At 52.1% G+C, this 26,369-nt stretch carries 20 protein-coding genes and 2 pseudogenes; 6 read left to right on the top strand and 16 right to left on the bottom strand.

Translation table 11 applies throughout. From position 1 onward, the window contains the following. Positions 1-73: 73 nt before the first annotated feature. The 6 genes from L6439_RS03940 to L6439_RS03915 form a co-directional block, all read right to left on the bottom strand. Positions 74-7,606 (bottom strand): RHS repeat-associated core domain-containing protein, encoded by a 7,533-nt coding sequence (locus L6439_RS03940; RefSeq protein ID WP_213470498.1) that lies wholly within the window; start codon positions 7,604-7,606, stop codon positions 74-76. A gap of 27 nt (positions 7,607-7,633) precedes the next feature. Then, positions 7,634-8,143 carry a DUF4280 domain-containing protein gene (locus tag L6439_RS03935; RefSeq protein ID WP_168179541.1) on the bottom strand — a complete coding sequence of 170 codons (510 nt, stop codon included), beginning with the start codon at positions 8,141-8,143 and terminating at the stop codon, positions 7,634-7,636. Between the two features lie 50 nt (positions 8,144-8,193). Continuing rightward, complete coding sequence (locus L6439_RS03930; RefSeq protein WP_168179542.1) at positions 8,194-8,784, bottom strand: hypothetical protein; 591 nt, start codon at positions 8,782-8,784, stop codon at positions 8,194-8,196. 68 nt (positions 8,785-8,852) lie between these two features. After that, positions 8,853-9,998 (bottom strand): pentapeptide repeat-containing protein, encoded by a 1,146-nt coding sequence (locus tag L6439_RS03925; RefSeq protein ID WP_213470496.1) that lies wholly within the window; start codon positions 9,996-9,998, stop codon positions 8,853-8,855. Between the two features lie 41 nt (positions 9,999-10,039). Then, positions 10,040-11,536: a contractile injection system protein, VgrG/Pvc8 family gene (locus L6439_RS03920; RefSeq protein WP_213470494.1), complete on the bottom strand. Its 1,497-nt coding sequence runs from the start codon at positions 11,534-11,536 to the stop codon at positions 10,040-10,042. After that, entirely contained in the window at positions 11,533-12,189 is a 657-nt protein-coding gene (locus tag L6439_RS03915; RefSeq protein WP_168179545.1) for a hypothetical protein, read from the bottom strand. Before L6439_RS03915 ends, L6439_RS03920 begins: the two co-directional genes overlap by 4 nt. A 316-nt stretch (positions 12,190-12,505) precedes the next feature. Between L6439_RS03915 and L6439_RS03910 the strand changes: the two genes are divergently transcribed. Continuing rightward, positions 12,506-13,069 carry an SLOG family protein gene (locus L6439_RS03910; protein ID WP_168179546.1) on the top strand — a complete coding sequence of 188 codons (564 nt, stop codon included), beginning with the start codon at positions 12,506-12,508 and terminating at the stop codon, positions 13,067-13,069. Positions 13,070-13,145: 76 nt separating this feature from the next. Here the strand turns inward: L6439_RS03910 and mntR are convergent, their stop codons facing one another. The 6 genes and pseudogenes from mntR to L6439_RS03880 all read right to left on the bottom strand — a co-directional run. Then, the gene (gene mntR, locus L6439_RS03905) at positions 13,146-13,556 is read right to left on the bottom strand and encodes a transcriptional regulator MntR (RefSeq protein ID WP_168179547.1); all 411 of its coding nucleotides are present in this window, start codon (positions 13,554-13,556) and stop codon (positions 13,146-13,148) included. Between the two features lie 114 nt (positions 13,557-13,670). After that, complete coding sequence (locus L6439_RS03900) at positions 13,671-14,654, bottom strand: metal ABC transporter solute-binding protein, Zn/Mn family (RefSeq protein ID WP_168179548.1); 984 nt, start codon at positions 14,652-14,654, stop codon at positions 13,671-13,673. 46 nt (positions 14,655-14,700) lie between these two features. Next, positions 14,701-15,561 (bottom strand): metal ABC transporter permease, encoded by an 861-nt coding sequence (locus tag L6439_RS03895; protein ID WP_168179612.1) that lies wholly within the window; start codon positions 15,559-15,561, stop codon positions 14,701-14,703. Further along, positions 15,561-16,304 carry a metal ABC transporter ATP-binding protein gene (locus tag L6439_RS03890; protein ID WP_213470492.1) on the bottom strand — a complete coding sequence of 248 codons (744 nt, stop codon included), beginning with the start codon at positions 16,302-16,304 and terminating at the stop codon, positions 15,561-15,563. The genes L6439_RS03895 and L6439_RS03890 overlap by 1 nt, the downstream gene beginning before the upstream one ends. A gap of 63 nt (positions 16,305-16,367) precedes the next feature. Beyond that, positions 16,368-16,985, bottom strand: coding sequence for a hypothetical protein (locus L6439_RS03885; RefSeq protein WP_213470490.1), 618 nt, complete (start codon positions 16,983-16,985; stop codon positions 16,368-16,370). Positions 16,986-17,620: 635 nt separating this feature from the next. Then, positions 17,621-17,764 (bottom strand): annotated as a pseudogene (locus L6439_RS03880) (IS1380 family transposase); the annotation flags it as partial. Positions 17,765-18,122: 358 nt separating this feature from the next. Here L6439_RS03880 and L6439_RS03870 point away from each other — a divergent pair. Next, the gene (locus L6439_RS03870; protein WP_213470488.1) at positions 18,123-18,608 is read left to right on the top strand and encodes a hypothetical protein; all 486 of its coding nucleotides are present in this window, start codon (positions 18,123-18,125) and stop codon (positions 18,606-18,608) included. 31 nt (positions 18,609-18,639) lie between these two features. On the opposite strand, the gene L6439_RS03865 is transcribed toward L6439_RS03870, so the two are convergent. Then, positions 18,640-19,113, bottom strand: coding sequence for a hypothetical protein (locus L6439_RS03865; protein ID WP_168179552.1), 474 nt, complete (start codon positions 19,111-19,113; stop codon positions 18,640-18,642). A gap of 371 nt (positions 19,114-19,484) precedes the next feature. After that, positions 19,485-19,709, bottom strand: coding sequence for a helix-turn-helix domain-containing protein (locus tag L6439_RS03860; RefSeq protein ID WP_213470486.1), 225 nt, complete (start codon positions 19,707-19,709; stop codon positions 19,485-19,487). Between the two features lie 445 nt (positions 19,710-20,154). Between L6439_RS03860 and L6439_RS03850 the strand changes: the two genes are divergently transcribed. After that, entirely contained in the window at positions 20,155-20,562 is a 408-nt protein-coding gene (locus tag L6439_RS03850) for a phage holin family protein (RefSeq protein WP_168179554.1), read from the top strand. Positions 20,563-20,656: 94 nt separating this feature from the next. Here L6439_RS03850 and L6439_RS03845 read toward each other — a convergent pair. Next, a pseudogene (locus L6439_RS03845) lies at positions 20,657-20,871 on the bottom strand (molecular chaperone HtpG); the annotation flags it as partial. A 74-nt stretch (positions 20,872-20,945) separates the two neighbouring features. Between L6439_RS03845 and putP the strand changes: the two are divergent. After that, positions 20,946-22,442 carry a sodium/proline symporter PutP gene (gene putP, locus L6439_RS03840; RefSeq protein ID WP_168179555.1) on the top strand — a complete coding sequence of 499 codons (1,497 nt, stop codon included), beginning with the start codon at positions 20,946-20,948 and terminating at the stop codon, positions 22,440-22,442. Positions 22,443-22,637: 195 nt separating this feature from the next. Here putP and htpG read toward each other — a convergent pair whose 3' ends face one another. Beyond that, positions 22,638-24,518 (bottom strand): molecular chaperone HtpG, encoded by a 1,881-nt coding sequence (gene htpG / locus L6439_RS03835; RefSeq protein WP_213470484.1) that lies wholly within the window; start codon positions 24,516-24,518, stop codon positions 22,638-22,640. A 257-nt stretch (positions 24,519-24,775) separates the two neighbouring features. Here htpG and L6439_RS03830 point away from each other — a divergent pair, with 257 nt between their 5' ends. Together L6439_RS03830 and L6439_RS03825 are read left to right on the top strand one after the other, a co-directional pair. Beyond that, complete coding sequence (locus tag L6439_RS03830) at positions 24,776-25,216, top strand: NUDIX domain-containing protein (RefSeq protein ID WP_168179557.1); 441 nt, start codon at positions 24,776-24,778, stop codon at positions 25,214-25,216. 321 nt (positions 25,217-25,537) lie between these two features. Beyond that, positions 25,538-26,203 (top strand): SMI1/KNR4 family protein, encoded by a 666-nt coding sequence (locus L6439_RS03825; RefSeq protein WP_213470482.1) that lies wholly within the window; start codon positions 25,538-25,540, stop codon positions 26,201-26,203. Positions 26,204-26,369: the final 166 nt, after the last annotated feature.

The raw sequence follows: 26,369 nt of genomic DNA, 5'->3' as shown, positions 1-26,369 counted from the left end.
ACTCCCCCTCATTTAATCGTAATTCTCGCTGTTAAATGTGTTTTGGAATATTTGAAACTATATACAGCGAAAGTCAGTCAATAATTTTTACGTCAAAATAATCATTCTCTTTTAAACCATGCTTCCTATAAAATTGTCCTAAATCTCTTCCAGCTGCCTGATTCTCTGCACTTGGAACGGGTTCTACATGCGATCCAGCACCACCTTGTTTAGTTGATGCATAAGGGAATTCGTCGTAGTCATATCCTTTTGGAGGAGGCCCTTGTTCTTTCCTGATTTGTTTTTGAGCTTCATAACGGTTCTTCTTTGCTGCTCGAGTTCCTGCTCCCCTTTGAAGATTCTCTAATGAATGCCCATTATTTTGTGCGTTTTCTAACATTCCAGCATGATTCGGGTACATTTCCTTAGAAATTGTAAATACAGGATTTTTAGTCTCCTCATAAGGCCCTTCCTTCTTATCACCCTTGCCATAAACATTCCCTTTTTCCTCACACGAATACCCGCTCGGGTCCACATATTTTATCGGGTTGTTGCCCACGTACGCGTACAGGTTCAGGCCGTCGCCGCGGTACTCGTCCTCTTGGGTGAACCGGGCAATGACCGGGTTGTAGAACCGCGCGCGCAGGTAATATTGCTGCGTGACAGGGTCGAACTGCTCGCCCGCGTAGCGGAAGCGGTTCGGGATGCCTTCGGTGGCGGACAAGGTGTGGCCGAAGGCGTCGTACTCGTAGCTGTTGACGATGCCGCCCAGCCGGTTCGTGATATGCACGACGTCGCCGTGCTGGTTGTTCAGGTAGTAGTAGGCGTCTCCAAGGCCGTCCACTTGCGCCAGCAATTCATGGCCGCGCACATAGGAGGCCTTCGCGTTCCACTCCTCGTCCAGCTCGTTCACCATATTCCAGCCGTCGAACACGAAGCGGCTGGTAACGCCGTTCTCGCAAATTCCGCTGCGCAGCCCTTCCGGGTCGTAGTCATGGCGGACATAGCTGCCGTCCGGCTTCTCGACCTTGGCGGTCCGGTTGAACGCGTCATAAGCATAAGAAGTGGTGCCGTTGCCAGAGCGTTCGAAGAGCAAATTGCCCTGGCGGTCGTATTCGAAGTCGGTGCGGCTGCCGTCGTGCTCAAGCAGCGACAGCAGACGGTTGCGGCTGTCGTAGGCATAGCTTGTGGCCTGTCCGTCCAGCACGCGGCGGATGCGGTTCCCGGCCGGGTCGTAGCTGTACGACTCCTGGGCGCCGCTGCCGTAATCGACTTCCTGCAGGCGGTTCAAGCGGTCATAGCTGTATAGGGTAAGCTGATGATGCTCCATCTTGGCAATCTGGTTGCCGTTATTGTCGTAGCTGTACGTATGGCGCATCAGGTCCCGGCCGTCTTGGCCGGCCGCCCGCAGACTCGTCATCTGGCCGTCCCGGTCATAGCCGTATTCGACGCTGATCCCGCTTCCGTACAGAATGGAGGCGATGCGGTTGCCTTCGCCATAGCGGTACTGCGCGAGACGTTCCCGGCCCTGCAGCACCTCCTGGATACGCCCTATTTTATCATAGCGGTATTCCGTATGTCTGCCTGCGGCGTCGATCAACCCGGTAACCTGTCCGTCCGGGTCGTAGCGGAATTCGAGCAGTTTACGCATACCCGCACCCGCGGCCTCCGGCTCAAGCGCATCCATCGGATGCCAAGACTGAGGAGCGGCCGCTCCATTCGCTCCGGTACTTGTCAACGGGCCCGCGAACGGAGGCGATCCGGCCCAGTCGCCCTTGCGGCGAATTCCAAGCGGCGGTTCGCTTATATACTTCGCCGCCAGTCTGCCGTCCGGCGTATACATATAGTCATACCGCATCCGATCATTGCCGGCCGTTCGCAGCGTGCCATCCTCGTTGTAGACGTAGATGTCTTCCGCGCCTCCTGCGGCTTCTCTTCGCTTCACCAGTTGGTCGTCGAAATTGTACACATACTCGATAACGCGCTCGTTGCGATCGATCTGCCGCGTCAGCCGGCCCTGGCGGTCATACTGGTACACCATGCGCTGCTCCGACGGATCCTCCACCGCCGCCAGCTTGCCCAGACTGTTATAGCGGTAGATGGTCGTATGGCCGTTGGCGTCCGTGGAGCTGATGATATTTCCTGCACGGTCGTAGCTATACCGCTCTTCGCTTCCATCCGCACGGGTAAGCACCCGGATATTGCCCCATGCGTCCAGGCTGTGGCGCGTCCTGTTCCCTTCGCCGTCCACGACGCCCGTAATATTGCCAAGCGCGTCGTACATGTACTCCTGGCTTACCTTGCCGCGGGCCGCAGCCTCAGCGGTGCGAATCTGCTTCACCCGGCCGCCGATGGTATACGTATATTCCACGCCAATGCCTTCGCTCAGCTTTCGGATCAACTCGCCCGCCTGATTATAACGGTTCTGCTCCACGATCTGGCCATAGGCATCGCGAACCTCGATCAGCCGGTTCAACGCATCATAACGGTATATAGTGCCGTCGCCGTCATCCGTAAGCGGATTATACTGAGTCGGCGATACTTGCTTGATAAGCTGCCCCGCTTTGTCATAGAACAGGCGCGTCGTCTCGCCCCGCTTGCCTGTCGTGCGGATGAGGCGGTTCATCATATCGTAGCTGTAGGCCACGCGGTTGCCGTTCGTATCCGTCTCCTCCAGCACGTTGCCCGCCCGGTCATACTTGAAGTAGACGGTCCGCGCCTTGCTGTCCTGGCGTTCCCGGCGGCTAATCTGAATGATGCGATCGGCCCGATCGTAGCTGATCTCTGTCTCATAGCCTTCCGGCGTGACCAGCTTGATCATATTGCCGTTCCGGTCATAGCGATAGGAGGTCACGGCGGCGATCTTATCCTCGCTTCCGCTCAACGAGCGGCCCTCCGCCAGATCTTCCGCATCGATCAGATCGATTTTGCGTTCAAGCAGCCCGACCGCGTTGTACTCATAGCGGGTGACTTGTTCCTTCTGCTCGCTCAGCTTGCGCCGCTCGGACGTAACCTGATTCAGGCAATCATAGGTGTAGCGAATCTCGGCTCCCGTATCATCCTCGACCCGAATGACCCGGCCCAGCTTGTCATGCCGGTAGCGGATACGATGATACCGGCTCGCATATCCGGCCGCTCCGACATGCTCCGCCGTCCGCCGCTCTTCCACGAGACGGCCGGCCTGGTCATGCCGGTACAAGGTGAGCTTGTACAGAATCGCCCCGCCCTCGGCTTCGACCGGTTCCCGCTTCTCGATCAGCCAGCCGGCCCGGTTATAGGCATACAGCGTGCCGAAGCGCTCTTCATCGGTCTCCCCGCTTAGCCACCCGCGGGCATCGATCATTTTGACGACTCTGCCTTCCTCGTCATATAAGAATCGCTTGATGACATGCCCCTCCGGATCGGTAATCTGAACGAGGCGGTTCATCGCATCGTAGACATACTCGGTGCCCGGACCGTCATCGGTCTCGGGATTATATCGTTCCGGATCGATCGTCTTGATGATATTGCCGACCGCATCATACTTCGTGCGGGCGATGCTGCCGTCAGGGTACAAGCTCCGGATGCGGCGGTTCCGGTGATCGTATTCATATTCGACCCCGGCCCCGTCATCCTCCGCCCGGCTATATTCGTTCGGATGGACGGCCTTCACCAGATTGTCATGGATATCGTACATGACCCGCTGCTCGTTCTGCATCGGATCCGTCGTCCGAATGAGGCGGTCCATGAAGTCGTAGCGATATTCCGTCCCGATGCCGTTGCCCAAGCGCTCCACATATTCGTTCGGCAGCACTTTTTTGATCAAATTGCCCATCGGATCATAGAACAGCGCCGTCGTGTTGCCGGCCGCATCGATGATGCGCGTCCGCTGGTTCAGCACATTGTAGGCAATCTCCACCGTGCCGTAGGAGGTCGTAATGCTCGTCATCCGGGCCGCGGCGTCATAGCCATACTTGAACTGCTGGCCTTCCGCATCCTCTACGAAGGTCGGCGCATCGGTATGCTTCACCTCATGCCGGAACGTTGTCGCTTGGCCCATCGGATCGATGCGGCGGATTAGCCGTCCGAATTCATCATACTCATAAGCGGTGACGGATTCGTTCGTGTCGTCAATCCGCACACGTTCCTCCAGCAGATTCCCCCGGGTATCGTAGGCGTAACGAGTCTCGCTGCCACCGGCCGTCGCCGTGCGAATCCGGTTCCCGTCTTCGTCGTACTGGTGCTCCACCTTCGTGCCATCAGGCCGAACCTCCTCCAGCAAATGGCCATAGGCATCGTACACCCAGCGCGTGACGGTGCCATTGGCAGCTGTATGGCTGTCCTTATTCTGCCAGGCATCGTAGGTATAGGCTTCCTGCGTGCCGTCATCGTAGTGCGCTTCCGTAACCAAATAATCGCGGTTGTATTTGTACGTCTCCACGACTCCGGTGGCATGAAACGTAAAGGTCGTCATCCGGGCCCGCTCGTCGTAGACGATATCCGCGACATGGCCCTCGCCGTCATACTGGCGAATGACCCGATCGGCGCTGTCGTACTCATTGCGCACATAGGTATGGCCGTTCTGATCGGTAATCGAAGTGAGACGCCCTTCGCTGTCATAGGCATATGTGACCTCGCCCTTGTTCGGGTAGGTTACCCCGGCCAGCAGATCGCCCGCATACCGGTATTCGACCGTGCGCCCGATGTTGTCCGTGATCGCCGCAAGCTTGCCGTTCCTGCAGGTAAAAGCAAGCTCCTTGCCGCCCGGCGTCGTCAACGAGCGCAGGCCTTGATCGTCATAGTCCAACGCCGTGCGGTTGCCGTTGCCGTCGCTGAACGAGAGCAGCCGTCCGGTCGCCCCGTCATACACATACGTGTATCGTTCATGCTTGACGAGATATCTCCCTCTGCGCGGCTCCTCGACTAACCGGTAATCGAGCGCTCCCGACCGTTCATTGCGCCATTCGCCGTCCTGAAGGATGAAGCTCTCATAATGGCCGTCCATACAGATAAGGAAGGCGCGATCCTCTACCCGGGTCAGCGAGCTCTCCAGAGAACTAAGCCAGCCTTTGCCCAGCATGCCCACGAACGGGTTCTGCGAATTGAAGCTGCGCGTCAGTTCCAGCGTATCACCGATATCGTGCACGACCAAATCAGTCGCTTGCAGATAGAACCGGCCTTTGGCGACATCAATCGGGTCTAACCTCGTCACCAGATTACCGACATTGCTCACGAGTGATTTTTTCAACTGGTCGAAAAAAGTATCCTTGTCGATGGTCCCGTTCTGCAGAAGCTGGATCGCGGAACCTCCGGCCATATCCCCGGTGACGGACGCACCGTAACGGCCAATCCGGCTTTTTCCTCCCATGAAGGAAAACGCCGCGCCGAATACGCTGCTTACCGCATTGTTCAGGAAATTCACATCGCCGGAGTTGCTGATATCGAGCACGCTTGAAGCCACGAAGCTTGCACTATATCTGCCGCCGAATTGGGTGAGCGGACCGGCCCCGCACGGAATGCCCTTCAACACGCCGGCCGAGAGCGTTCCGGCCAAGGCCCCGTTATAGAAGCTCTTCAAATAATGCCCGGCCATCGCTTTCCAACTGAAGGTGCCGTCCAAGGGCTGGTACGGATCAAATATCGCCGTTATCCCCGCACTCATCGTCCCGCCGGTCACGCCGCCGGCCAACAAAGTCGTGCCCCCGGCCAAGAAGCCCCCGCCCAGCACGGAGATGGAGACCGAGCCGTATTTGACGATATTGTACAGATCCTCGTCGCCGCCGAGCACCGTGTCCCGCATGAAGTTATAGGATTTGCTCAGATCGCCGACCTGCGCCTTGGCGAAGTCCTCCCGGCCCTCAGCGATCTCGCTCGCGCCCACGACGGCCGAGACGGCGCCTGCGGCGCCGACGATAAGCGGCAGGGCGGCGCCCCCCGTCGCAACCGTCGCGACGGCTACCGCGACCACGCCGACCACCAAGGCGATGGCGCCGAACCCGAACTTGCTCTTCGCCGCCTCCGCCTTGGCGATGCACGCCTCGCGATAGGCCAGCGCCTGGGCGTTGACCTCCTCCATCAGCTTGGCGTCCTCGGCCAGCTGCGCGCTGTCATCGAACGTCTCGGCAGGCGGTTCGCCAGGCTCGCCCAGATAGATAATCTTCGCTCCTTGAACATAGGTCGAATCCTGTATCGCGATCGCATGGGCCGGATCGACGTGTTCCCCCGGACTCCGGCTGATGAACACATCTTCCCCCGCCGAGATCGAGATTCGCTTCGGCACGGCCGCAGCCGCTTCCGCCGCAGCGCTCTCGCTTGCCCCGATCGCCACAGCCGATGCGGCGCGAAGGTGCAGATCGGTGTCCGCAGCGATCTCCACGGCGCCGTCCCCGGACAACCGCACCTTGATACTGCCCTCGTCATTGGCGCTGAAGACGACATCCTGTCCGGTCAGCTTCATTTCCTTGCCCGTGTCATTCGTTAAGGAGCGCACCTTCGGGTCGGACTGCTTATGCCCGTACTTGCTCTCCTCGCCTCCTTGTCTCACCGAGCCGATCGCAATGGCTTCTCTCTCATTGACCGTCGGGAAATGCAGCTTGACGCCCGATCCCGGCTTCGGCATCAGGTACGAGATCTGGTTGTCGATCCCCGTCGAATAAGGGAACCAGCATGTATCGCCCTTCGTCTGGGCGGAATCGATGGCCAGCTGCACCCGAATGCGGTTGCGCGAGATGTCCGTAATCGTCCCGTCCAGCGACAAGCCTTGAATCCGCGGATTGGACAGATAGCCTTGTCTGACGCCATCGGCGGTGCTGAATGTATACGTGTGCCGCAGGAGGCCGTCCCGCACGAGCGACTTGGCGGCCCGGATGACGAACGGCCTCTGGGCGAAGCTGATGCGTCCCCCCAGCGGAAGCCAGAGCGGCGTATCGATCTCGAAGCTGATGAAGTCGGTCTCCTGCAGCTCCGGGTTCTCGTTCGTCCGGGCCAGCAGGCCGCGTCGAAAGTCGTTCCGGATGACATATTGCGCATCGCTAACGGCAACAGGTTCCCGATCCGCGGATACGCCAAGCGTGAAGCGAGCGCTCCCCGAAGCTGCATCCGGGACCACGACGGCCCCGAAATGCGAAGCCAGCCGCTTGACGAACTGCCAATCGGTCTCGTCATACTGCATGATAAGCCCGTCAATCCGGGCATGGTTCGTCGCATGATCCTGCATATTGGCATGCGGATAGTCCTGCAGCACCTGCTCAATTACATCGGCATAGGTCATATCGACCCGCTGGAACGAGCGCCGTTTGCGCTCGATGTCCATCGCCCACGTATAGGAACAGGCTTCCGCCTGGAGCGTGTACACGCCGCGCACGCACTGGATATCCAGTCGGCGAATCAGGCCTTGGAATAACACATCTCCTTGCCGGCTCCCGCCGGCCGGTTCGCCGCTATCCTCGACTTCCTCCAGCTCCCGATAGACGATAATCGGCGATCCTTGCCCCAGCTCATGAATATAACTGTCCTTCTTCTCTTCCGGGATAATCGCGCTGAACTGAAGCTGGATATGCTCATTGACCTCTCGCGTTAAGACAAGCCCGGTCAGGCGGTGAAGCTCAACCGGGAGCTCGAGGATTACTCCCCCGTAACGTATCCTCATCCTCTTCCATCCCTTCTCCCGAGGCTGCTATTCCCGTTGCCCGTCATGCACGATCGTGATGAGGCCCCCGTATGCGCAAGTCACCCATCCGTTGCTCAGCAACGCGGGCGCACCCCCGACCAATACATTCTCCTTGCCCGATTGCCAGAGCATCCCCGGCGTCACTTTCGGCACGCACATCGCTACGCATACGGGCGCCGGAACCTCTTCCGGGGGCGGAGCCTCCTTTTTGATGAACAAGCTCGCGAACCAGCCGGCCTCCTCCTGCTTCGGCATCGGCGGCAGGGCGTCGATGACGGCCTGTACCGCCGGATTCTGCGTGCTCTGACAGAGTCCGAACGGCCGTATATTGACCATCGGCACCTGGTCCTCCACATTCAATTGCGGCTGATCATGGATGTAATCCCCGTGGCTCGCCGGGATAATAAGCCGAGCGGGGCGCGTTCCCTGGCTGCAGGCGCAGAAGGCGCCGTGCACCACATATTTCGGCTCGGCTTGACCCTCGCCGCCTCCGCCGTCCGCTATCATTTCATGCATGTCTATTCCTCCTTACCTTTCCATCTATTGAACGATCCGGTTATCTTCCACTAGCGCACCGATCCTTCTGTGAATGCGCCCGGTTGGAATGCACCCGGTTGGGATACGTCCGAATCTCCGCGATCATGCTCCACCTTCTCCAGCCGAATCCCCAGCAGTTCCCTTCGCAGCAGGCTCTCGGCCACATCGAGAGGGATAAAGACATGCTTCTCCAGCAAGCCTTGAGCCCGGAAAATGGCATGTCCGGCAGCCCTCGCCTGATCGATGACGATGCGCTTGACCGCACCCGTCTTCTGGAACTCCGTCCGCTCCGACAAGCAATCGACCCTCGGCAGCAGCAGGAGCCAATATACCTTCTGCATGCTGTGCTTCGGGTCTGACAGGATGGCGCATTTGAACACCAGCTTCGGATCATGCAGCTCCAGCACTTTTTTGACCTCATCCGCCACCAGCACGACCGGCTTGCCGATATAATCGGGGTAGACGCTGTCGGCCTGGCCCTCGACGAATACGATGGTAATGTCCTGAATATCGTCCGCCTGATCCGGCGTCACCTCGATGATTTTATTCGTCGACTTCAAGCCGGCGAAGCGGAATTGCTGATCCGCGCTCTCATCCTGCGCAATGATGAAATAGTCCATATGACCTCCCGCTCCCTATCCATTGATCACTCCTGATCACTCGTATGCCCCCGCCGAATCGCGGCGCATCAGGCCCGGCACCCTTCCGCAATCACGATGCCCGCGATCTGCCGCTCGCTCAAACCGAGATGCCCCACATCCTCGGCCGCAAATATTGCGCCTTCCAGCTCCGCATCGGTGAAGCATGCCTCCCTTAAAGCCGCGCCCCGGAAATCCGCGCCCCGCAGATCGGCCCCGCGGAAGCTCGCATGCTCCAGGTTGGCGTCCTGGAAGCTCGTCTCCATGAAAGGCGGAATATGAAGCTCATCCGGCGCCGGGAAGGACAGTCCTCCCTGAATATGCTCCAGACTCGCGTTCCGCAGGTTCGCCTCCTTGAAGCTCGCCCCATGCACAATGCTGCGGTTCATATCTGCTCCTTCCAGATTGGCCCCGCGGAAGTCTGCGCCGATGAACGCGCAGCCCCAGATGGCATTGCCGGCCAACGTGCAATGGGACAGATCCGCGTAGCTGAAGTTGAGCAAGGAAAAGTACATGCCGCTCAGATCCGCTCCATTGAATACCTCATAGACATATTCGCTCCGCTGGCCCGCGGAGAGCATCTCCCGCAGCTCGCGGCCCCCCTTCTCCCGGGCATCATGGCGATAGACCAGCTCGCTCCGGTCCTTGTACTCGCCGACCATGATGTACAGCTCGTCTTCCTTGTCGATGGCGGCGAACTCATCGCTGCGAACCGCCTCTCTTACCGCATGGCGGGCCAGCTTGACGAGGCAGGCCGTATACCAGACGGCCTCGCCCCGCATGACCGCCTCCACATCGGCCGGCAGCACCTTGCCGACGTACCTTTTGCCCTGCTCCGCAATCGCGCGCGTGAACTCGTCCAGGCGGCCGAACGCCCAACCTGCATCATATTCGGCGGAACAGTCCACGGCATCCGCATACCACTGCCTGTCATACGCATCAATCCGGCAGCGGTGATCGCCGCTCAAGAGGCGGCTCCGCAGCGCCGAGTAATGAATGTATTTGATTTTCCCCTTGCGCTTCTCGTCCTGCATGCGCCGAATGTGACGGCATAGCTGCTTGAACGACGCGATGAATTCCGCCACCAGCCTGTCTCTGTCCCTCATCACGCTCTGATGGAGCGCATGCATTTGCTCCCACCGCTTCGCGGCAACGGCCGTATCCATCCAATGCCGCAGCGCCTCATCCCTTGTCACGGCGAATCTCCCTTTCTGCGCGGAGCGCCCTTAGTGCCACACTAGTTCGTAAGTACTTTGTTCCCCTTCAACTCCGCGTCTCCCCCGCTGTTGAGCACGATCTTGCCGCCTTTTTGGCTCTCGATCGCAATCTCTTCGCTTGCGGTCATCATCAGCGTCTTGTCCGCCCGGATGGTCACGTTCTCCCTCGAGGTCAACGAGACCTCGTTCTGCCCGGCAATCGTAATCGAGCCGTCCTGGGCGAGCCGAATCGTAGCCTGACCGTTATTTGCGGAAATCAGCACATGTCCGGGGGCCAGCGTAACCTCCATGCCCGAAGAATTGCGGAAATACCGGACATTCGGATCGGACATCCGATCCTGCGTCCCCCCGCCCGCAGCTCCAACGCCGGACATGCCGCCCTGACCGTTCTGCATTCCGGCTCCTCCCGGTTCGCCCGCATACGAGTTGACCGAGCTGATGGCGAAGGCTTCCTCCTCCCGATCGCTCGGGAACGTGACCCGGACGCTGTCGCCCGCCTCGGGCATGCAGTACCAGCCGCTGCCGTCCGCGGAGGCATAGACGGTCGAATACGGGAACCAGCAGGCCTTCCCGGCATCCTGCTCCTTGTCGATATCAAGCCGCACCTTCACCTTGTCCCGCTGGATGGCCAGCACCGTCCCGCCTATCGATGCGCCGCGGATCGCGTCATTGTACGGCGAATGCCGGTTCAAGCCTTTGCGGGTCGTAATCGTGTACGTGTGCTTGACGCTTCCCCGGTCCATCATGGACACGGCCTTGCCGACATAGAGCCGCGCCCCTTGGAAATCGACGGCATCGCCCAGATGCAGCCATTGATCCGTCGTAATCTCATAGAAAATAAAATCGCTCTCCATCGCATTGCGCCGGACATTTTTGTGGTAGTTCATATAGTCGGCCAGCTTTTTGGTAATGACATAGCTGGAAGGAGACAGCTTCTTGACCGCCCCGGTATCCGGGAGACCGAAGCTGAATTTAATATCCTTGAAGTTCTCGGCCGGCACGACCACGGTGTCGAGACGGGAGGCCAATCGTCTGAGGAAGGCCCAGTCCGTCTCCTTGTACTGCACGACCAAGGCGCCGAGGGAGGGATTTTGTTCCGACGTATAGTTCACGTCATAATTCGAGTAATCGCCGCCCAGATGGCGGACGAGCTGATTGTAGGTCATCGCGGCGTCCTGGAACGACCGGTTCTTCACGCGGATATCAAGCATGATCGTGCTTGTCAGCGCTTCCGCATAGACGGAATAGACGTCCCGCGACTTCTCGATCCGCATCTCTGACAAAATACCGGAGAACAAGACCCGCTCCTCGCCCTGCTCCGTGATCTGCACGACTTGAACCGGCGTCTGCTCATTCATGGCGAACAGATCATTGTCCTTATGATCCTCCGGCATTCGGCCCGTGAACGTGAGCTTCCCATGCTCGTTCACCTCTTGCACGATAGACATCTCCAACAGCTGCATATGGGGAAATGGGGAAATTCTCACATTTTGATAAGATAATTGCGATACGCTCATCTGCGCGCCACCTCCATCGAATCGATCATTTCCTGGGCAATGCAGGACCACAGCTTGCTGTCCTTCCCATTGCAATTGATGTTCCCGATAAGCCGCTTGCGCCCCGCATCCGCGAAAAACAAAAAGTTAAACACCTTCCCGTGCGCCACCGGGTTCAAAAACGCGCAGTAGTGAACCGGCCGTCCGTTCACCTCCTTCACGCCATCCTCCACCCATTCGGTATTCAGCTCCATGCTCTTCATATTGCGAATCATCTCGCTCTTCATTGCTGTCATATCGATGGGCTGCCCGGGGTGATCCGTGTACTGCAAGAGGATATTGACGGCATGGGCTTCGTTCCGGTACACCTTCTGCTGCTCGGTATCAAGCGCGCAGACGAGAAACTCCCCGGGGAACAAGAAACGAATACCCGGTTGAAAAAAGCTTGCCGGCTGGAATTCGACGGAAGTGCCCGCTATGTCAATACGGCCGCTCCGCATTCCTTCCCGAATCTCCCGCCGCCACTGCGCTTCCCTCTCCTCACGGGCCGCATGACGTTCGGCTTGCGCCTCGCGCTCCGCGTCCTCCTGGCCCTCCTGACTGCGGCTGTTCTGCTGCTCCAGCCTTTTCTTCGCCTGCTCCATCTCAATAATCTTCTTATCCAGATGCGTCATCGCCTGACTCCTCCTCGAATCGTCGCCAGATTTTTATGCTCGTCCCGTCAACTTCCCATTCTTCGATAAACTTGAATAAATATCCATTGAAGGTTACTAATGATATCGGCACATTTGGCCAAGTTTTTCAGTTTTTGTATCTAATCAAGCGGCGGACAGGAACAAAAAAAGATGACTCCCGATTCACTCGGAAGCCATCTGCTGGCGCGGGCGGCGGCGCATGCCGCCCCGCCTCCGGCACATTGATGCCGGCTCATGTATAATGGTGGATGAGAACGAACGATTGACGATGATTCCATACTTGGAGGCAGATCACTTGAAAAACTTACTTGTTACCGGCTACCGCGCCCATGAGCTCGGCATTTACAATAACAAGCATCAAGGAATCCCTTACATTCGCAAAGCGATCGCAGCCCGGTTGATCCCCCTGCTGGAGGAAGGGCTCGAATGGGTCATCACCCCGGGCCAATACGGGGTCGACCTATGGGCCTGCGAAGCCGCGCTCGCGCTAAAGCCGCAATATCCGCATCTGAAATGCTCGATCATTACGGCCTACAGCCAGCAGGCGGACCAATGGAATGAAGAGAAAAAAGCATACTTCGATCAGCTTGTGCAGCAGGTCGATTATTACGGCTCAGTCAGCAATGGCCCTTACAGCGGGAAATGGCAGTTCGTCGCCAGAGACGATCTGTTGTTCCGGAAGACCGAGGGCATTCTTCTCGTCTACGATGAAGACGCCGGGGAGGCGAGCCCCCGCTTCGTCCAGGATCGCGCGCTTCAGAAGCAGGCCCGGGACGGTTATATGTACCTCCGCATCGGAGCCGAAGAGATACAGGCAATCGCGGAGGAAGAGCAGCTTGACGCTTTCGGCGGATGCTGAAATCCGGCTGCGTCGTGCCGCAAGCGGCGCGATATCTTGCTGGAGCCAGGCCTCCCTCCACAGCTCCGTATAGAGGCTAGAGCGTTTGTCTTTTATGGAACTCCCTCAACACGAGCGGCTCTTCTTCAAAAAAACGGACAAGCTCTTGAATCCGGGCGATCGTGCTCCAACTGAAATGATGCTCAATCTGCTCGACTTCCTGGTGGATCTGTTCTTCCTCAACGCCGATCTGGCGCAAAAACTTTTCCAGCAATTGATGGCGGTTGAATAGTTGGCGCCCTACCTGGAACCCTTTTTCCGTCAAGCAGATTCTCCCGTATTTCTCGTACTGCACATATCCCGATTTCCCCAGCTTCTGCGCCATCTTGGAAGCGGACGAATCATGAATGGACAGTGCTTGCGCGATATCCGACACTCTTGTGAACCCTTTGGCTCTGGTCAACAGGTAGATCTGTTCGAGGTGATCCTCCATCCCCGGGGTTCGCATGCCCTCCCCCCTTTTCTGAATCGCGATCAGGCTCGTTGCCTACCGGCAGTTGATGCTTCCAGCGCGTTCTTTCTTCCCGATGGAATCAAAACCGCACTAGCCAAGTTTTTACTATTATGATTTGCTTAATTCGCTATGAATGAGTTCAAGGTTATATTCCAAATATTTGATATACGTATCCACTTCTTCTCCCCGCTGTCCGATTTCATCGGAGTAGATCCGCTTCTCGGCGATGCGTACGCCGGTTTCATTCGAGACGGTCTCCATTGGGCGCGGGTCCACATTGGATTCGATAAAGAGAACCGGCACTTTATGCTCCTTAATAAATTCAACCAGCGATTTAATCTGGGTTGGCGAACCGTTCTCTTCCGTGTCAATCTCCCAAATATACGCTTCCTTCAGTCCATAATGCGTCGTCATATATTGGAATGCGCGTTCGCTCGTTACCAGGATCCGGTTCTCTTCCGGGATGGAATTGATTTTTTCTTCATATTCCTTATCAATCTCTTTGAGCTTGCTGATATATTCGTCTGCCCGCTTCTGGTAATTCTCTTTGCGCGCAGGGTCCTTCTTCATCAGGGCATCCCGCATATCCTCCGCCATCTTGACGCCGACGGCAGGGTCGATGAACGCGTGAGGATTAATCTCTTCCTCATGGCCGTCCTTGCCCCCGATATACATCGGTTCCACGCGCTCCGTCAGGTTGAACACATTTTCCTCTTTCTGGCCGACGGACTCGATCATTTTGAAGAACCAGCCGCTTTTGCCGCCCTCCAGATTCAAGCCGTTATAGAAAAGAACATCCGCATCCGTCGCTTTTTTAATATCCTCCGGCAGCGGTTCATATTCATGCGGATCCGTGCCTGTTGGCACCAGATTGTGAACCTCGACATCTTCGCCGCCGATTTCCCGGGCGAAGTCCTCGAGAATCGTGAAGGAAGTGACGATCTTGAGCGGCCCTTCCTTGGCCGGCTCGGAAGCGGAATCGGAAGAGGCGGGAACAGCCCCGGATTTGTCCGAATTCGCTTGCCCGCACGCAGCCAGCACCAGCAGTGCCGCCATCGCCGACAATAACATGAATTTTCTTACCATTTTCATTTTCCTGGACTCCTTTTTCATATCATGATTTATCCTAATCCGGTTATTACTTCCCGACGGCCATTCTCCGCTTGTTCATCTTCAGCATCCGCCGAATCACTCCTTGCTTCGGAGAGAACAGAAACGCCAGCAAAAAGATGGACGTCGTCGCCAAGGCAATAACCGGGCCGGACGGCAGATTGTAGAGAAAGCTGACATACAAGCCGATCATCGAGGACAGGGCGCCGAAGAACATCGCGAGCCCAATCATCGTGGACAGTCTGTTCGTGAGCAAGTACGCGGTGGATGCCGGCGTAATCAGCATTGAGACAACCAGAATGACGCCTACCGTCTGCAGGGACGCTACCGTGACGAGCGTCAGCAGAACCATGATCGAATAGTGGATAAGGCGCGTCTTCAGCCCATAGGCCGCGGCCATCGTCTCATCGAAGCTCGACACCAGCAGTTCCTTGTAGAAGAGGAGGACTGCCAGCAGCACGATGCCTCCGACGGCGACCGTCAGCCACATATCCGATGCCCGTACCGACAGGACATTCCCGAACAAAATTTGCGTCAAGTCGGTAGCGCTCTTGGCGCTCGTAATCAGAATGATGCCGAGAGCAAAAGCGGCGGAGAACACCAGCCCAATGGAAGAATCGCTCTTGACGCGGCTGTTCTGATTAATGACTCCGATCCCGACCGCCGTCAATATTCCCGAGACGACCGCCCCATAGAAGTAATTGATCCCCAGCATATAGGAAATGGCCACACCCGGCAGCACGGCGTGCGAAATTGCGTCTCCCATGAGCGCCATCCCGCGCAATACGATAAAGCAGCCGATAACGCCGCAAATAACGCCAACAATAATCGAAGTGACAAAGGCTCGCTGCAAAAACTCATAGGCCATTAAATCATGTATAAATTCCATCACATTCCGACCCCCAATTTTCCTATCATCCCAAACGGCGTCTGATAGGCTTCCTGCATCAATTCCGGGCGGAAGACGCGATCGACGGGCCCGCAGCCGATCAATTCCTTATTCATCAAAATCAGATTGTCGAAATAGCTTTCCACCTTGCTTAAATCGTGGTGCACGACGAACACCGTCTTCCCTTCATCCCGCAGCGTCTTCAAAATATCGATGATGACGTTCTCGCTGGCGACATCAATTCCGACAAACGGCTCGTCAAGGAAGAAGTATTCCGCCTTCTGGGCAAGCGCGCGCGCCAGGAACACCCGCTGCTGCTGGCCGCCGGACAACTCGCCGATCTGGTTGTTTTTGAATTTCTCCATGCCGACCTTGCGGAGGCATTCGAGCGCCCATTCTTTATCGTGCTTGGTGGGCCTCCGGAACAGGCCGAGGGTCGGGAATGTCCCCAATAGCACCGTATCCTTCACAATAATGGGAAAGTCCCAATCGATATTGGAGCGCTGCGGCACATAGGCGATTTTTTTACGCATCGAGGTAAGCGGCTCTCCACCCAGCGTAATCTCTCCTCCGTCGCGGGGAATGAGACTGAGCATGGCCTTCATCAATGTCGACTTGCCCGCCCCATTCGGCCCGAGGATGCCGATAAGCTTGCCGGTCTGCAGCGAGAAGCTTACATCCTTGATGACCTCTTTTCCGTAATACGATATGTGCAAATTATTAACATCTATAGTTTGACGCATATTTTTCCCTCCCCCATAAAATATGTTTTTGTACAAAAATGTTTTCCTAAGGAAACTTATTTATTATCTTAGAGCATCTCGTAGGAAAAGTAAAGGCTCGTTATTGTTTTTTTGGAGGGAAAGAGTTTCGTAAAAATGCAGGGTCCTTTCGTCTGCGGTGCAGAAGGCGTAGCAAAAAAAACCGGCACTGGCATTTCCAGCACCGGGTTCAGGTTCAGATAAACGGCGGATGGTTCCAAAATCAAAATCGTTTGTAATCCTATAAGTTCCCCCTTTATTTGTCTTATAATGGAACGTATCCACGATTCCAAGGTCGGTAACCATTATCACGTATTGCAGTCCATACACATTCCCAAAGTTCAAGTAAACCCTTTCCCTCTGTGACAGGCGTTCAGGGCGATCCTCCCTTTTCATTTCAATTTTGGAGTAAATCTGGAGTACTCGTTCCCTCTCTTCTTTATCATATATTCTAAAGCTTGAATCTCTAGAAGACTCGCCCTGAATCGCCTTACTAAGGAAGAGATACTCGATCTCTTCTTCTTTGACATGTTCTTTAACTAATTGATTAAATGAAATCACTTCGGCTGTATGATTTAGCTTGGGAATATACAGTGCACCAATGATGAACACAACGACAAGAAGAAGTGTGACTTTCCCGTATTTTTTCATGAAGATACTCAAAGACACCCTCCCTTTCATTGGTTTATTGAGATATAAAATATGATGTGAATTCCGAAAAATCCACTTTCTGCACATCCTCCATTGTATTTTACCTCCCTCTTTTGAAGTATTTTTTCGCCGTTTCATTCCACCATTTCCCACATTACCATACGTTTGGAATAAGATGCTAGTGATTAGTAGTTGCTTTTTCTTTATAAGATAGAGGTGTTGTCGCTACAGTTCGAAAATACTCTAAGATAAGCAAAAAACCCGATACCTGCCTGCGCTAGCATCGACTTACCGAGCCGTTAATTTGAGCATTTTTTCTCCAATTCTTACAGATATAATCTAATAATTGTGTCTTAGAACCTTATAGACGGTTCCATTTTCTTGTAATAACATGTAGTTCAAAACAAAACTTTTACTTCTACAGGGTGTCCTGAATCCGTGAACGGGATGCGAATAAGAGAACCTGGACTATCAGATGTAACGAAAGGCTTAGAAAGCAGAGGCGGAGACTCGATTCTCTTTAAAAAGACATCACGAAACAAAGCTTCCCATGTGCCGAGTTTGAACGGAAACATAGGTTCGTGACATTTTATCCCGACAACATCCCATAAATACGCTGGAATGTCCGAAACCATGGACTGTGTCTTCCGAAGCGGAGCGTCCGGTTCTTGGATGGAAATTTGTCCAATGGCCCGCAGCAGATTATAAGCAACGAGGCCTGTACACAATACCAGATCGTTCGTGGCAAACTTGCCGGAAGGCAATCGCTCCAAATTTAAATCCGTCTTGAACAGGCGTTAGCGGGACGTTAAGCGCACCCAGTAAGTCTGCCGGCTCTTCCAGCAGTGTGGTTTGCCAATCGTAACTGCTGGCCGCCGCCAAATCCAGACGCTGACGGAGTGTGGGTGAGGACGGGCACGCGCTTGAGGCCTAAGGATTTGATGAAAAAGCGATCCTCGCGGAAAGGTTCGATCTGATCAAAGTCGCTTTTCCCTGGCAAAGTATCCCCAGATACGCATAGACCACATCCGGGTAAGTGACCGTGGGTCGAAGCATGCCGGGAAGCGGATTCAGGGTGGTTCTACAATTGATATTTCCTGGTAAAATGTAGGGAGTGTATTATTTGCAAATAAGTAAGGAGGGAACAGAATGTCAAAATATAAGAGGCCTATCATCTATATTGCAATTATATTATGGTTTTGTGTGTATGGGACCAGATTTTACGATCAGACTAGAACCTTCTCATTTAATGATTTGATTACGGAGCACATTGATGGAACAGAAATTGACTCTATCTATATACTAAAATCGAAAGAGATACAACACTATAGTATTGGAAGTGTAAAAGATAAAAAAGAAATTGAATTAGTAATGAAATCACTTCCTGAAATGAAAGTACAAAAGGGCAGTTCTGGTCTTGTTTTCCCTGAGTTTCCAAGATATCACCTTACGATTAAGGGGGAAAACGGAGTGTTATTGGGATTTTTTATTTCTGAGAAGGGGGAAATTTTACTATATGATTATGAAAAATCCAAAGATAAAACTCAAGAATACAAAATTACAAATGAATTCGTGTTTGATAAATTAAAATTCCTAGACCAATTTTTAAAGGAAATAGAAGAAAGTAAGAGATAACATACAGTTATCTCTTACTTTTCTACCTAGATTATTGATCAGTAGACCAGCCACCACGGCGATAATGAACCCCAGTGATTTGGCCCTCGCCAATAACGAATCGAATATCACCATCAACATGGTAGTACTGAAGAAATGGAAGTTTTACTCTGATGATATCATATTCTTTATTATTATCCATGAAATTGAGAAGGTTGATCAAGTACGTGTTTCCGTTATCAAGATACTTCCTAAGTACGGTTCTTCCATTGAACGTCATTTCAGTGAGTACAGCGACAATTGTTGTTGCCCACCCCAAAGCAGTGTAATTTCTCGCCATAGCCAGAAATCCCATAGCTGTAGCATAACCACCCAGTCGCCAAGACAGGTCATTAGTATCTACATCATTTTTAAATCCTTCACTGTAAATGGTTTCTTGTGCTTTCAAGAGTTGTACAATATCATTATACTTCAGTTCGACTTCTTCCGGATATTCTCTACCTCCAGAATACATAGGTGAATACATAGTGAAATCCCTCCAATTTGATATTATTGTGTCAAGAAAATTTGCTTCATCGATGAATTTTTTCCCTTCACCCTGCTTCTACAACCGCATTGCTCCATGTCTTTCTGGCATGTAACTCTCTCCTTTAATTTTGTTTTAGAGGTAATCGGGAGGATCAGTGGTCAAAATTCATCCTCAGAATTTATCGAGCACTGCCAAACTATCCTCTTACTAATTGAGGAGTTTTAAATTGATTTATAACAACTACTAATTTTTTAATTCCATACGTAATCTTGATTCGTAAGTTCTTTATAACAAAAAATGGGCCAACCCGGGTCTTGGGTTGACCTAAAGTGAACTATGTCATCCTTGATAATTTTTTGGGGACAGCTTTATATTTTTTCATCTCCCCTTTTAATTAGCTCTATAAGTCCTAGTATCATAGCTTGAAGCGCATCTTCCTTTGGCATTTTTATATACCTACTAAGATAGATCATCTCACTTTCATATAGCTTAATGATTTCCATCATGGCATTCTGGTCACTCTCCCTCGCTTTTTTAATCAACTCCATAAATTCGAGTTTTGAGATAGAAGTTTGAGAGACTTTTGTTTCCATTTATTCACCCCCTGCTGCGTGATATTCATTTCGTAAGCGGTTTCTTTTTCACTTTTATTTTCGACGTATATTTTTGTAATTATCTGCCTCGCCTTGTGTGATTCTAAGGAGTTAATTAATTCATTAACAAATAACTTCGAATCCGCCTCATCTAAAAAGCTTAACCCTTTAATAATGTCTAATTTGAGTTGTCTTTCCTTTTTTAGAGTAACCTTAGAACGATATTGTAATCCCCATGCAATTCTCCTTAATTCTTTTTTGTAGAAATCATAGAGAGACAATCCATGCAATTACAGCACCCCCCAAATAAAGTTTTCTCTAAAAATAAAGGTATTATATACCATGATTTTACAACCACAATGACAAATTACGTTTTCATACTACAAAGGTTGTATTTGTCTATCGCTTTCCACCTATAAAAGTAGATATGTAAAGGAGGGGGAGCATGGACGTATTCGTCAAATTCTTTATCCCGCTTTTAAGCGGCGGTTTTATTACTTTATTTGGTAATTATCATTTTTTACTGAAAATACTCATCTTCTTTGTGATTGTGGATTATGCGTCAGGATTATTGGCATCGGGAATAAAAGGGGAGCTTCGTAGTAACAAAGGCCTCATTGGAATATCCAAAAAAATCTTTATGTTTTTCATGATCGCAGCAGCTCATCATATAGACTTAATTTTTGGTCAGGATCACTATTTTCAGAATACCGTCACGTATTTTTATATTGCGAACGAGCTTATTAGCATTATTGAAAATGGAATTAAAATAGGTGTTCCGATACCCGCTATTTTTCATGAAATGATTCAAAAACTCAAAGAATTAAGTGATGAAACAAGGAATAAAAAATAGCTTTCCTTTAACGGCATCCATCCGCGACTTTCGTGACAGCAGCAGAAAACCCGACACCGGCTTTCGCCGGCATCGGGTTCTTTCTTTCCCCAAACTATACCATCACTTTGCAAATATCATTCGTGAATTGCACTGGATCGCCTATCGGCAGCCCTTCATCCTTCGATTCAGCAGCGCCTGATTGTACAGCAGGTTCGTGTACAAGCTCAGCTTCTGGCGGTCGTTCGCCAGCGCGTCCTTCAGCGACTCGAATACGCCATGGTTGACGTTGATTTCAAGAACCTTATCCGCCTGGACATCCTGGCTGTTTCGAAAATCAGGTCAACATGTTAATCTAATGGTCATACATTGAATAAATAATCATTTTTAAGCGAGGTGGAAAAATGTCAGAAAACACCCTGAAAATGATTGCCATTGTGATATATATGGGAACTATGCTGGGTATAGGGTGGTATGCTTTCCGCAAAACGACAAACTTGACGGACTATATGTTAGGGGGACGCTCCTTAGGGCCTGCTGTAACCGCTTTAAGTGCTGGCGCTGCCGATATGAGCGGATGGCTGTTAATGGGGCTTCCGGGAGGGATTTTCCTGACGGGACTGTCAAATGCCTGGATTGCCATTGGCTTATCGGTTGGCGCCTATCTTAACTGGCTGTTTGTTGCCCCACGTTTGCGGACATACACGGAAGTTTCCGGGAATTCCATCACCATTCCGTCGTTTTTGGAAAATCGATTTAGGGACAGCACCAAACTTCTGCGGATCGCTTCCTCCATTGTTATCCTTATTTTCTTTACATTCTATGTTTCTTCAGGAATGGTGGCAGGAGCCGTCTTTTTTGAAAACTCCTTCTCCCTTCCTTACATTGCGGGGCTGCTCCTCGTTTCCGGAGTGGTTGTCGCCTATACATTGTTTGGGGGCTTTCTTGCGGTCAGTTGGACGGACTTTGTCCAAGGGCTTATCATGCTGCTTGCCCTTATCCTTGTACCGTTGTTAGCGATGAGCGAGACGGGCGGGTTTGCCAACACAGTTGATACAATCAGATCCATAGATCCTTCCCTCCTGGATTTATTGACCGGCACTACTGCGCTCGGCATCATCTCCGCAGTTGCCTGGGGACTTGGCTATGTTGGACAACCACATATTATCGTCCGCTTTATGGCCATCCGCTCTGTACAGGAGACCAAAACTGCGCGACGTATCGGTATGGGCTGGATGGTTGCCTCATTACTTGGCGCTTCATTCACAGCATTGGTCGGTCTAGCATTTTTTACCCAAACAAAGTATACATTGTCTAATCCAGAAGCCGTCTTCATTCAACTTGGACAAATTTTATTCCATCCGTTTATTGCCGGAATTGTTCTTGCTGCAGTATTGGCTGCAATCATGAGCACGGTTTCTTCTCAGCTCATTGTAACCTCTAGTGCATTGACAGAAGATTTATATAAGCTGCTTCTGCGTAAAAATGCCTCGGATAAAGAACTTGTGTTCTTTGGGAGAATGGCTGTTCTAACGGTTTCGGTTGTCGCCTGCCTGCTCGCGTTGGGCGGTGAAAATAAAACCATTTTAAGTCTCGTCGCTTATGCCTGGGCCGGTTTTGGCGCTTCCTTTGGCCCCGTTATCGTGTTAAGCCTGTATTGGAGAAAAATGACCAATTGGGGAGCCATTGCCGGAATGTTAGCAGGTGCAGCAACAGTAATTATTTGGAAAAATATTGATTTGCAAATCACTAAAGATATATACGAAATCATTCCCGGATTTATCGTCAACCTTATCGTCAGTATTGTCGTAAGCCTGTTGACCTATCAACGGGACGAAGCTATCGAAAAAGAGTTTGATACCAGCTTGAAACTGTTGCATACAAATGTAGAAGAAGCATAATCAATTGCGGGGAGGGGGATTCCCTAGAGATTCCCCCCGCCTCAATACACTTCACCGTATGTGAAATCGCTCCTCAGAGGGATCAAGCCAGTCCCCGTTGGGGACGTTCCACCCTAAAGTTGACGCCCGTGCTGGACGTACGCAAAAAACCCGATACCGGCTAACGCCAGCATCGGGTTCTCTCCTTGCCCTCAACTATACCATCACTTTGCAAATGTCGTTCGTGAATTGCACCGGGTCGCCAATCGGCAGCCCTTCGATCAGCAGCGCCTGATTGTACAGCAGGTTCGTGTACAGGCTCAGCTTCTCGCGGTCGTTCGCGAGCGCGTCCTTCAGCGATTCGAACACGTCATGGTTGACGTTGATCTCCAGCACCTTGTCCGCCTGGACATCCTGGCCGTTCGGCATCGCCTTCAAAATTTTCTCCATCTCGATAGACAATTCGCCTTCGCTGGAGAGGCAGACCGGATGGGACTTCAGCCGCTTGGATGCCTTCACGTTCTTCACTTTGTCCTTCAAAATTTCTTTCATCGCATCGAACAGCTCTTGATTATCTTTATCCTCCGCCGCGGAATCTTTCTCGCTCTCATCCGCGTCGATGCCGAGATCGCCGCTGGAGACCGATTTGAACTCCTTCTCCTTGTAGCTCATGATCATCTTGATCGCGAACTCATCGATATCATCGGTGAAGTACAGGATCTCATAGCCCTTGTCAGCGACAAGCTCCGTCTGCGGCAGCTTCTCGATCCGGTCGATCGATTCGCCGGAAGCATAGTAGATGTACTTCTGATCTTCCGGCATGCGGGAGATGTACTCATCGAGACTGACGAGCTTTTTCTCCTTCGAGGAGTGGAACAGGAGCAGATCCTGCAGCACTTCCTTGTTCATGCCGTAATCGCTGTAGACGCCGTATTTCAGTTGACGCCCGAACGATTCATAGAATTGCTCGTATTTCTCCCGCTCTTCCTTCATCAGGCGCTGCAGCTCGCTCTTGATCTTGCTCTTGATATTTTTGGCGATCAGGCTGAGCTGGCGATCATGCTGGAGCATTTCGCGGGAAATATTAAGCGACAGATCCTCGGAGTCGACCATCCCTTTGACGAAGCTGAAATAATCCGGCAGGAGATCGGCGCATTTGTCCATGATGAGGACGCCGTTGGAGTACAGCTCCAGCCCTTTCTCGTATTCCTTCGTATAATAGTCGAACGGCGTCTTCTCCGGGATAAAGAGAATCGCATTGTAGACGACCGCGCCGTCCGCCTTGATATGGACATGCGTGATCGGCTTGTCGAAGCCGTACCGCTTCTCGGCGTAGAAATTCTCGTAATCTTCCGCAGTCAGCTCATTTTTATTTTTGCGCCAGATCGGAACCATGCTGTTGACGGTCTGCTCTTCCGTATATTCCTCGAATTCATTCTCGGCGCCTTCCTTCGGCCGGTGCCCCTTCACATCCATCTTAATCGGATAGCGGATGAAGTCGGAATATTTTTTGATGATCGATTTCAAGCGGTAGTCGTCCAGGTAGTCATCGTAGCGATCATCCTCGGTATTTTGTTTAATTTTCAAAAGAACGTCCGTTCCTACCGAATCCTTCTCGCACGGCTCGATCGTATATCCGTCGGCGCCCTTCGACTCCCATTTGTACGCTTCCTCGCCGCCCAGCGGCTTGCTGATGACGGTCACGACATCCGCCACCATGAATGCGGAATAGAAGCCGACCCCGAATTGCCCGATAATATTATGTCCGTCCTTAAGCTCGTTCTCGTTCTTGAAGGCAAACGATCCGCTCTTGGCGATGACGCCCAGATTGTTCTCCAGTTCTTCCTTCGTCATGCCGATCCCGGTGTCGGAGATGGTAAGCGTCCGGTTTTCCTTGTCCGGGGTGATTCGGATGTAGTAGCTGTCCTTGTCGAAGACGAGCTGATCGTCGGTCAGCGCTTTATAGTAGATTTTATCGATCGCGTCGCTGGCGTTGGAGATCAATTCTCGTAAAAAGATTTCCTTCTGGGTGTAAATGGAGTTGATCATCATCTCGAGCAGTCGTTTCGACTCTGCTTTAAATTGTTTTTTCGCCATGATGGGTCTCCTTTCGACAACACTTTTTTAGCACTCTAGACAAACGAGTGCTAACACTCCCTTTTATATATCATATACTAAATTTGGGTGTCAATATGTTCAAGCATTGGAGAAGCAACTTCTCCTTTCCAACGGTGCTTGCAGTTGTTCCATGCACCTGTCTCTTCATTTGCCTGCTTGGACGCATAGAGGTATAGTAAACACGAGGCAGGCCACTTCCGAAGCCCCTCAAAATAAAGATTCATAGGAGAACAAATATGGAAACATCCTTACCGAGAATCGGCGTCGGCGCCGTCATTATGAATGAAGCGAACGAGATTCTGCTTGTGCTGCGGGGACGCCAGCCGGAGAAGGACAAATGGAGCATTCCCGGAGGCAAGGTTGACTTATACGAGACGCTGGAGGATGCGACCGTCCGCGAGGTCATGGAAGAGGTCGGGCTTCACATCCAAGTAAAGCGGCTGCTCTGCACCGCCGAGACGATCGATCCCGGGCGGGGCGAGCATTGGATCTCGGTCATCTTCGAGACCCGCGTCATCTCGGGCGAAGCCAGCAACCGCGAACAAGGCGGAGCGCTGCGGGCTGTGCGCTGGTTCCCGTTATCGGAGCTGCCGGATAATCTGGCCTCCTTCACCTGGCCCGCGATTCAAGCTCTGCGCAGCCCCGGCGCTGCCGCATATTCCGGCCGGAACGAATGATGTCCCGGCTTGGGAGCTCCTCCGTCTCCAGCTCTTACTCCCCCAATTTAGAAAGAGAAGTCCCTGCCTCGGATCGTCGACAATCAACGAGCATTTTGTTTCAATTGGCATGTGTCCGCTGTCTGTATTCATGACAAGCATAACGGAAATCCACATGCCCAGATTATGTTGACCGGGTAGGCTTGCCGCTTGCCCGTTGTGAGCTGTTGCGAATGATAATTTCCAAAATATTACTCAATTCAGCTCGGTTTCCTGTATAATGTATCCTGTGAGCATACATTGGGATCACGAACATTATTTATATTTTGAAGGAGAAAATATATGAATCAAATAGAACAAATAGAGCGGCGATTTGGTGTCAAATACCCGGAATTGTATAAAAGACTGTACGACGATGGAATGCTTGATTGGGGAGAATATGGACCCAATTGGCACGCTGCTTATTGGGAAAAATTCAAAAGCGACCCGCCACTGTTGTTATTCGCAAATGACATTGAACTTCTTGAATTTAATCAAATAGTAGAAAAGATGGAAGAGTTAAAAGACCCGGAAGATTACAGAGCGACAAAACCTGAATTTCAATTTGTTCCATTTGCGATGACTGGTGGAGGTGACTTATATGTATTCCAATTTGATAAACAGTGTGGGGAAAATGTTCCTGTTACATTGGTTCCGCACGATAGTGAAAGTGCGAGTATATTGGCCAAAAACCTGCAAGATTTTATTTTTCGGAAACTCTTAGAGTGTGTTGCTGAAATTGATGAGTATTCACGCGCAGCGGAAGACGGCGATTTGAAAACGAATTTATTTAATATGCTGAGAACTCATAAACCGTATTTAAGCCAGCGCCAAGTCGCCAAAATAGAAGAAATATACAATCGGGACTTGTTTGACTATAAATACAACATTCCGAATGGCAGCGAATTATCTTTATCGGGGCTGATTTCGTTAGTTGGAAGAGGCCTTACATCAAGAAATTGGATTTGAAAACCTTGACAAAGAATTTGTATATATGGGCTGACAAAATCGCCGCTCCCGCCGCCATCCCTCGTTCGGCGGGATTTTTAATCCCACTGCCGCCGAAAATTGCTTCCGCTTTTTATCCCCATAATAAATTATATTTTTTATACCCCTTATATTCTTTACCGTCTAT

It is taken from the genome of Paenibacillus dendritiformis, assembly GCF_021654795.1.
Classification (GTDB): Bacteria; Bacillota; Bacilli; order Paenibacillales; family Paenibacillaceae; genus Paenibacillus_B.
The sequence above is the reverse complement of the archived record's forward strand: the minus strand, read 5'-3'. Positions and strand labels throughout refer to the sequence as shown.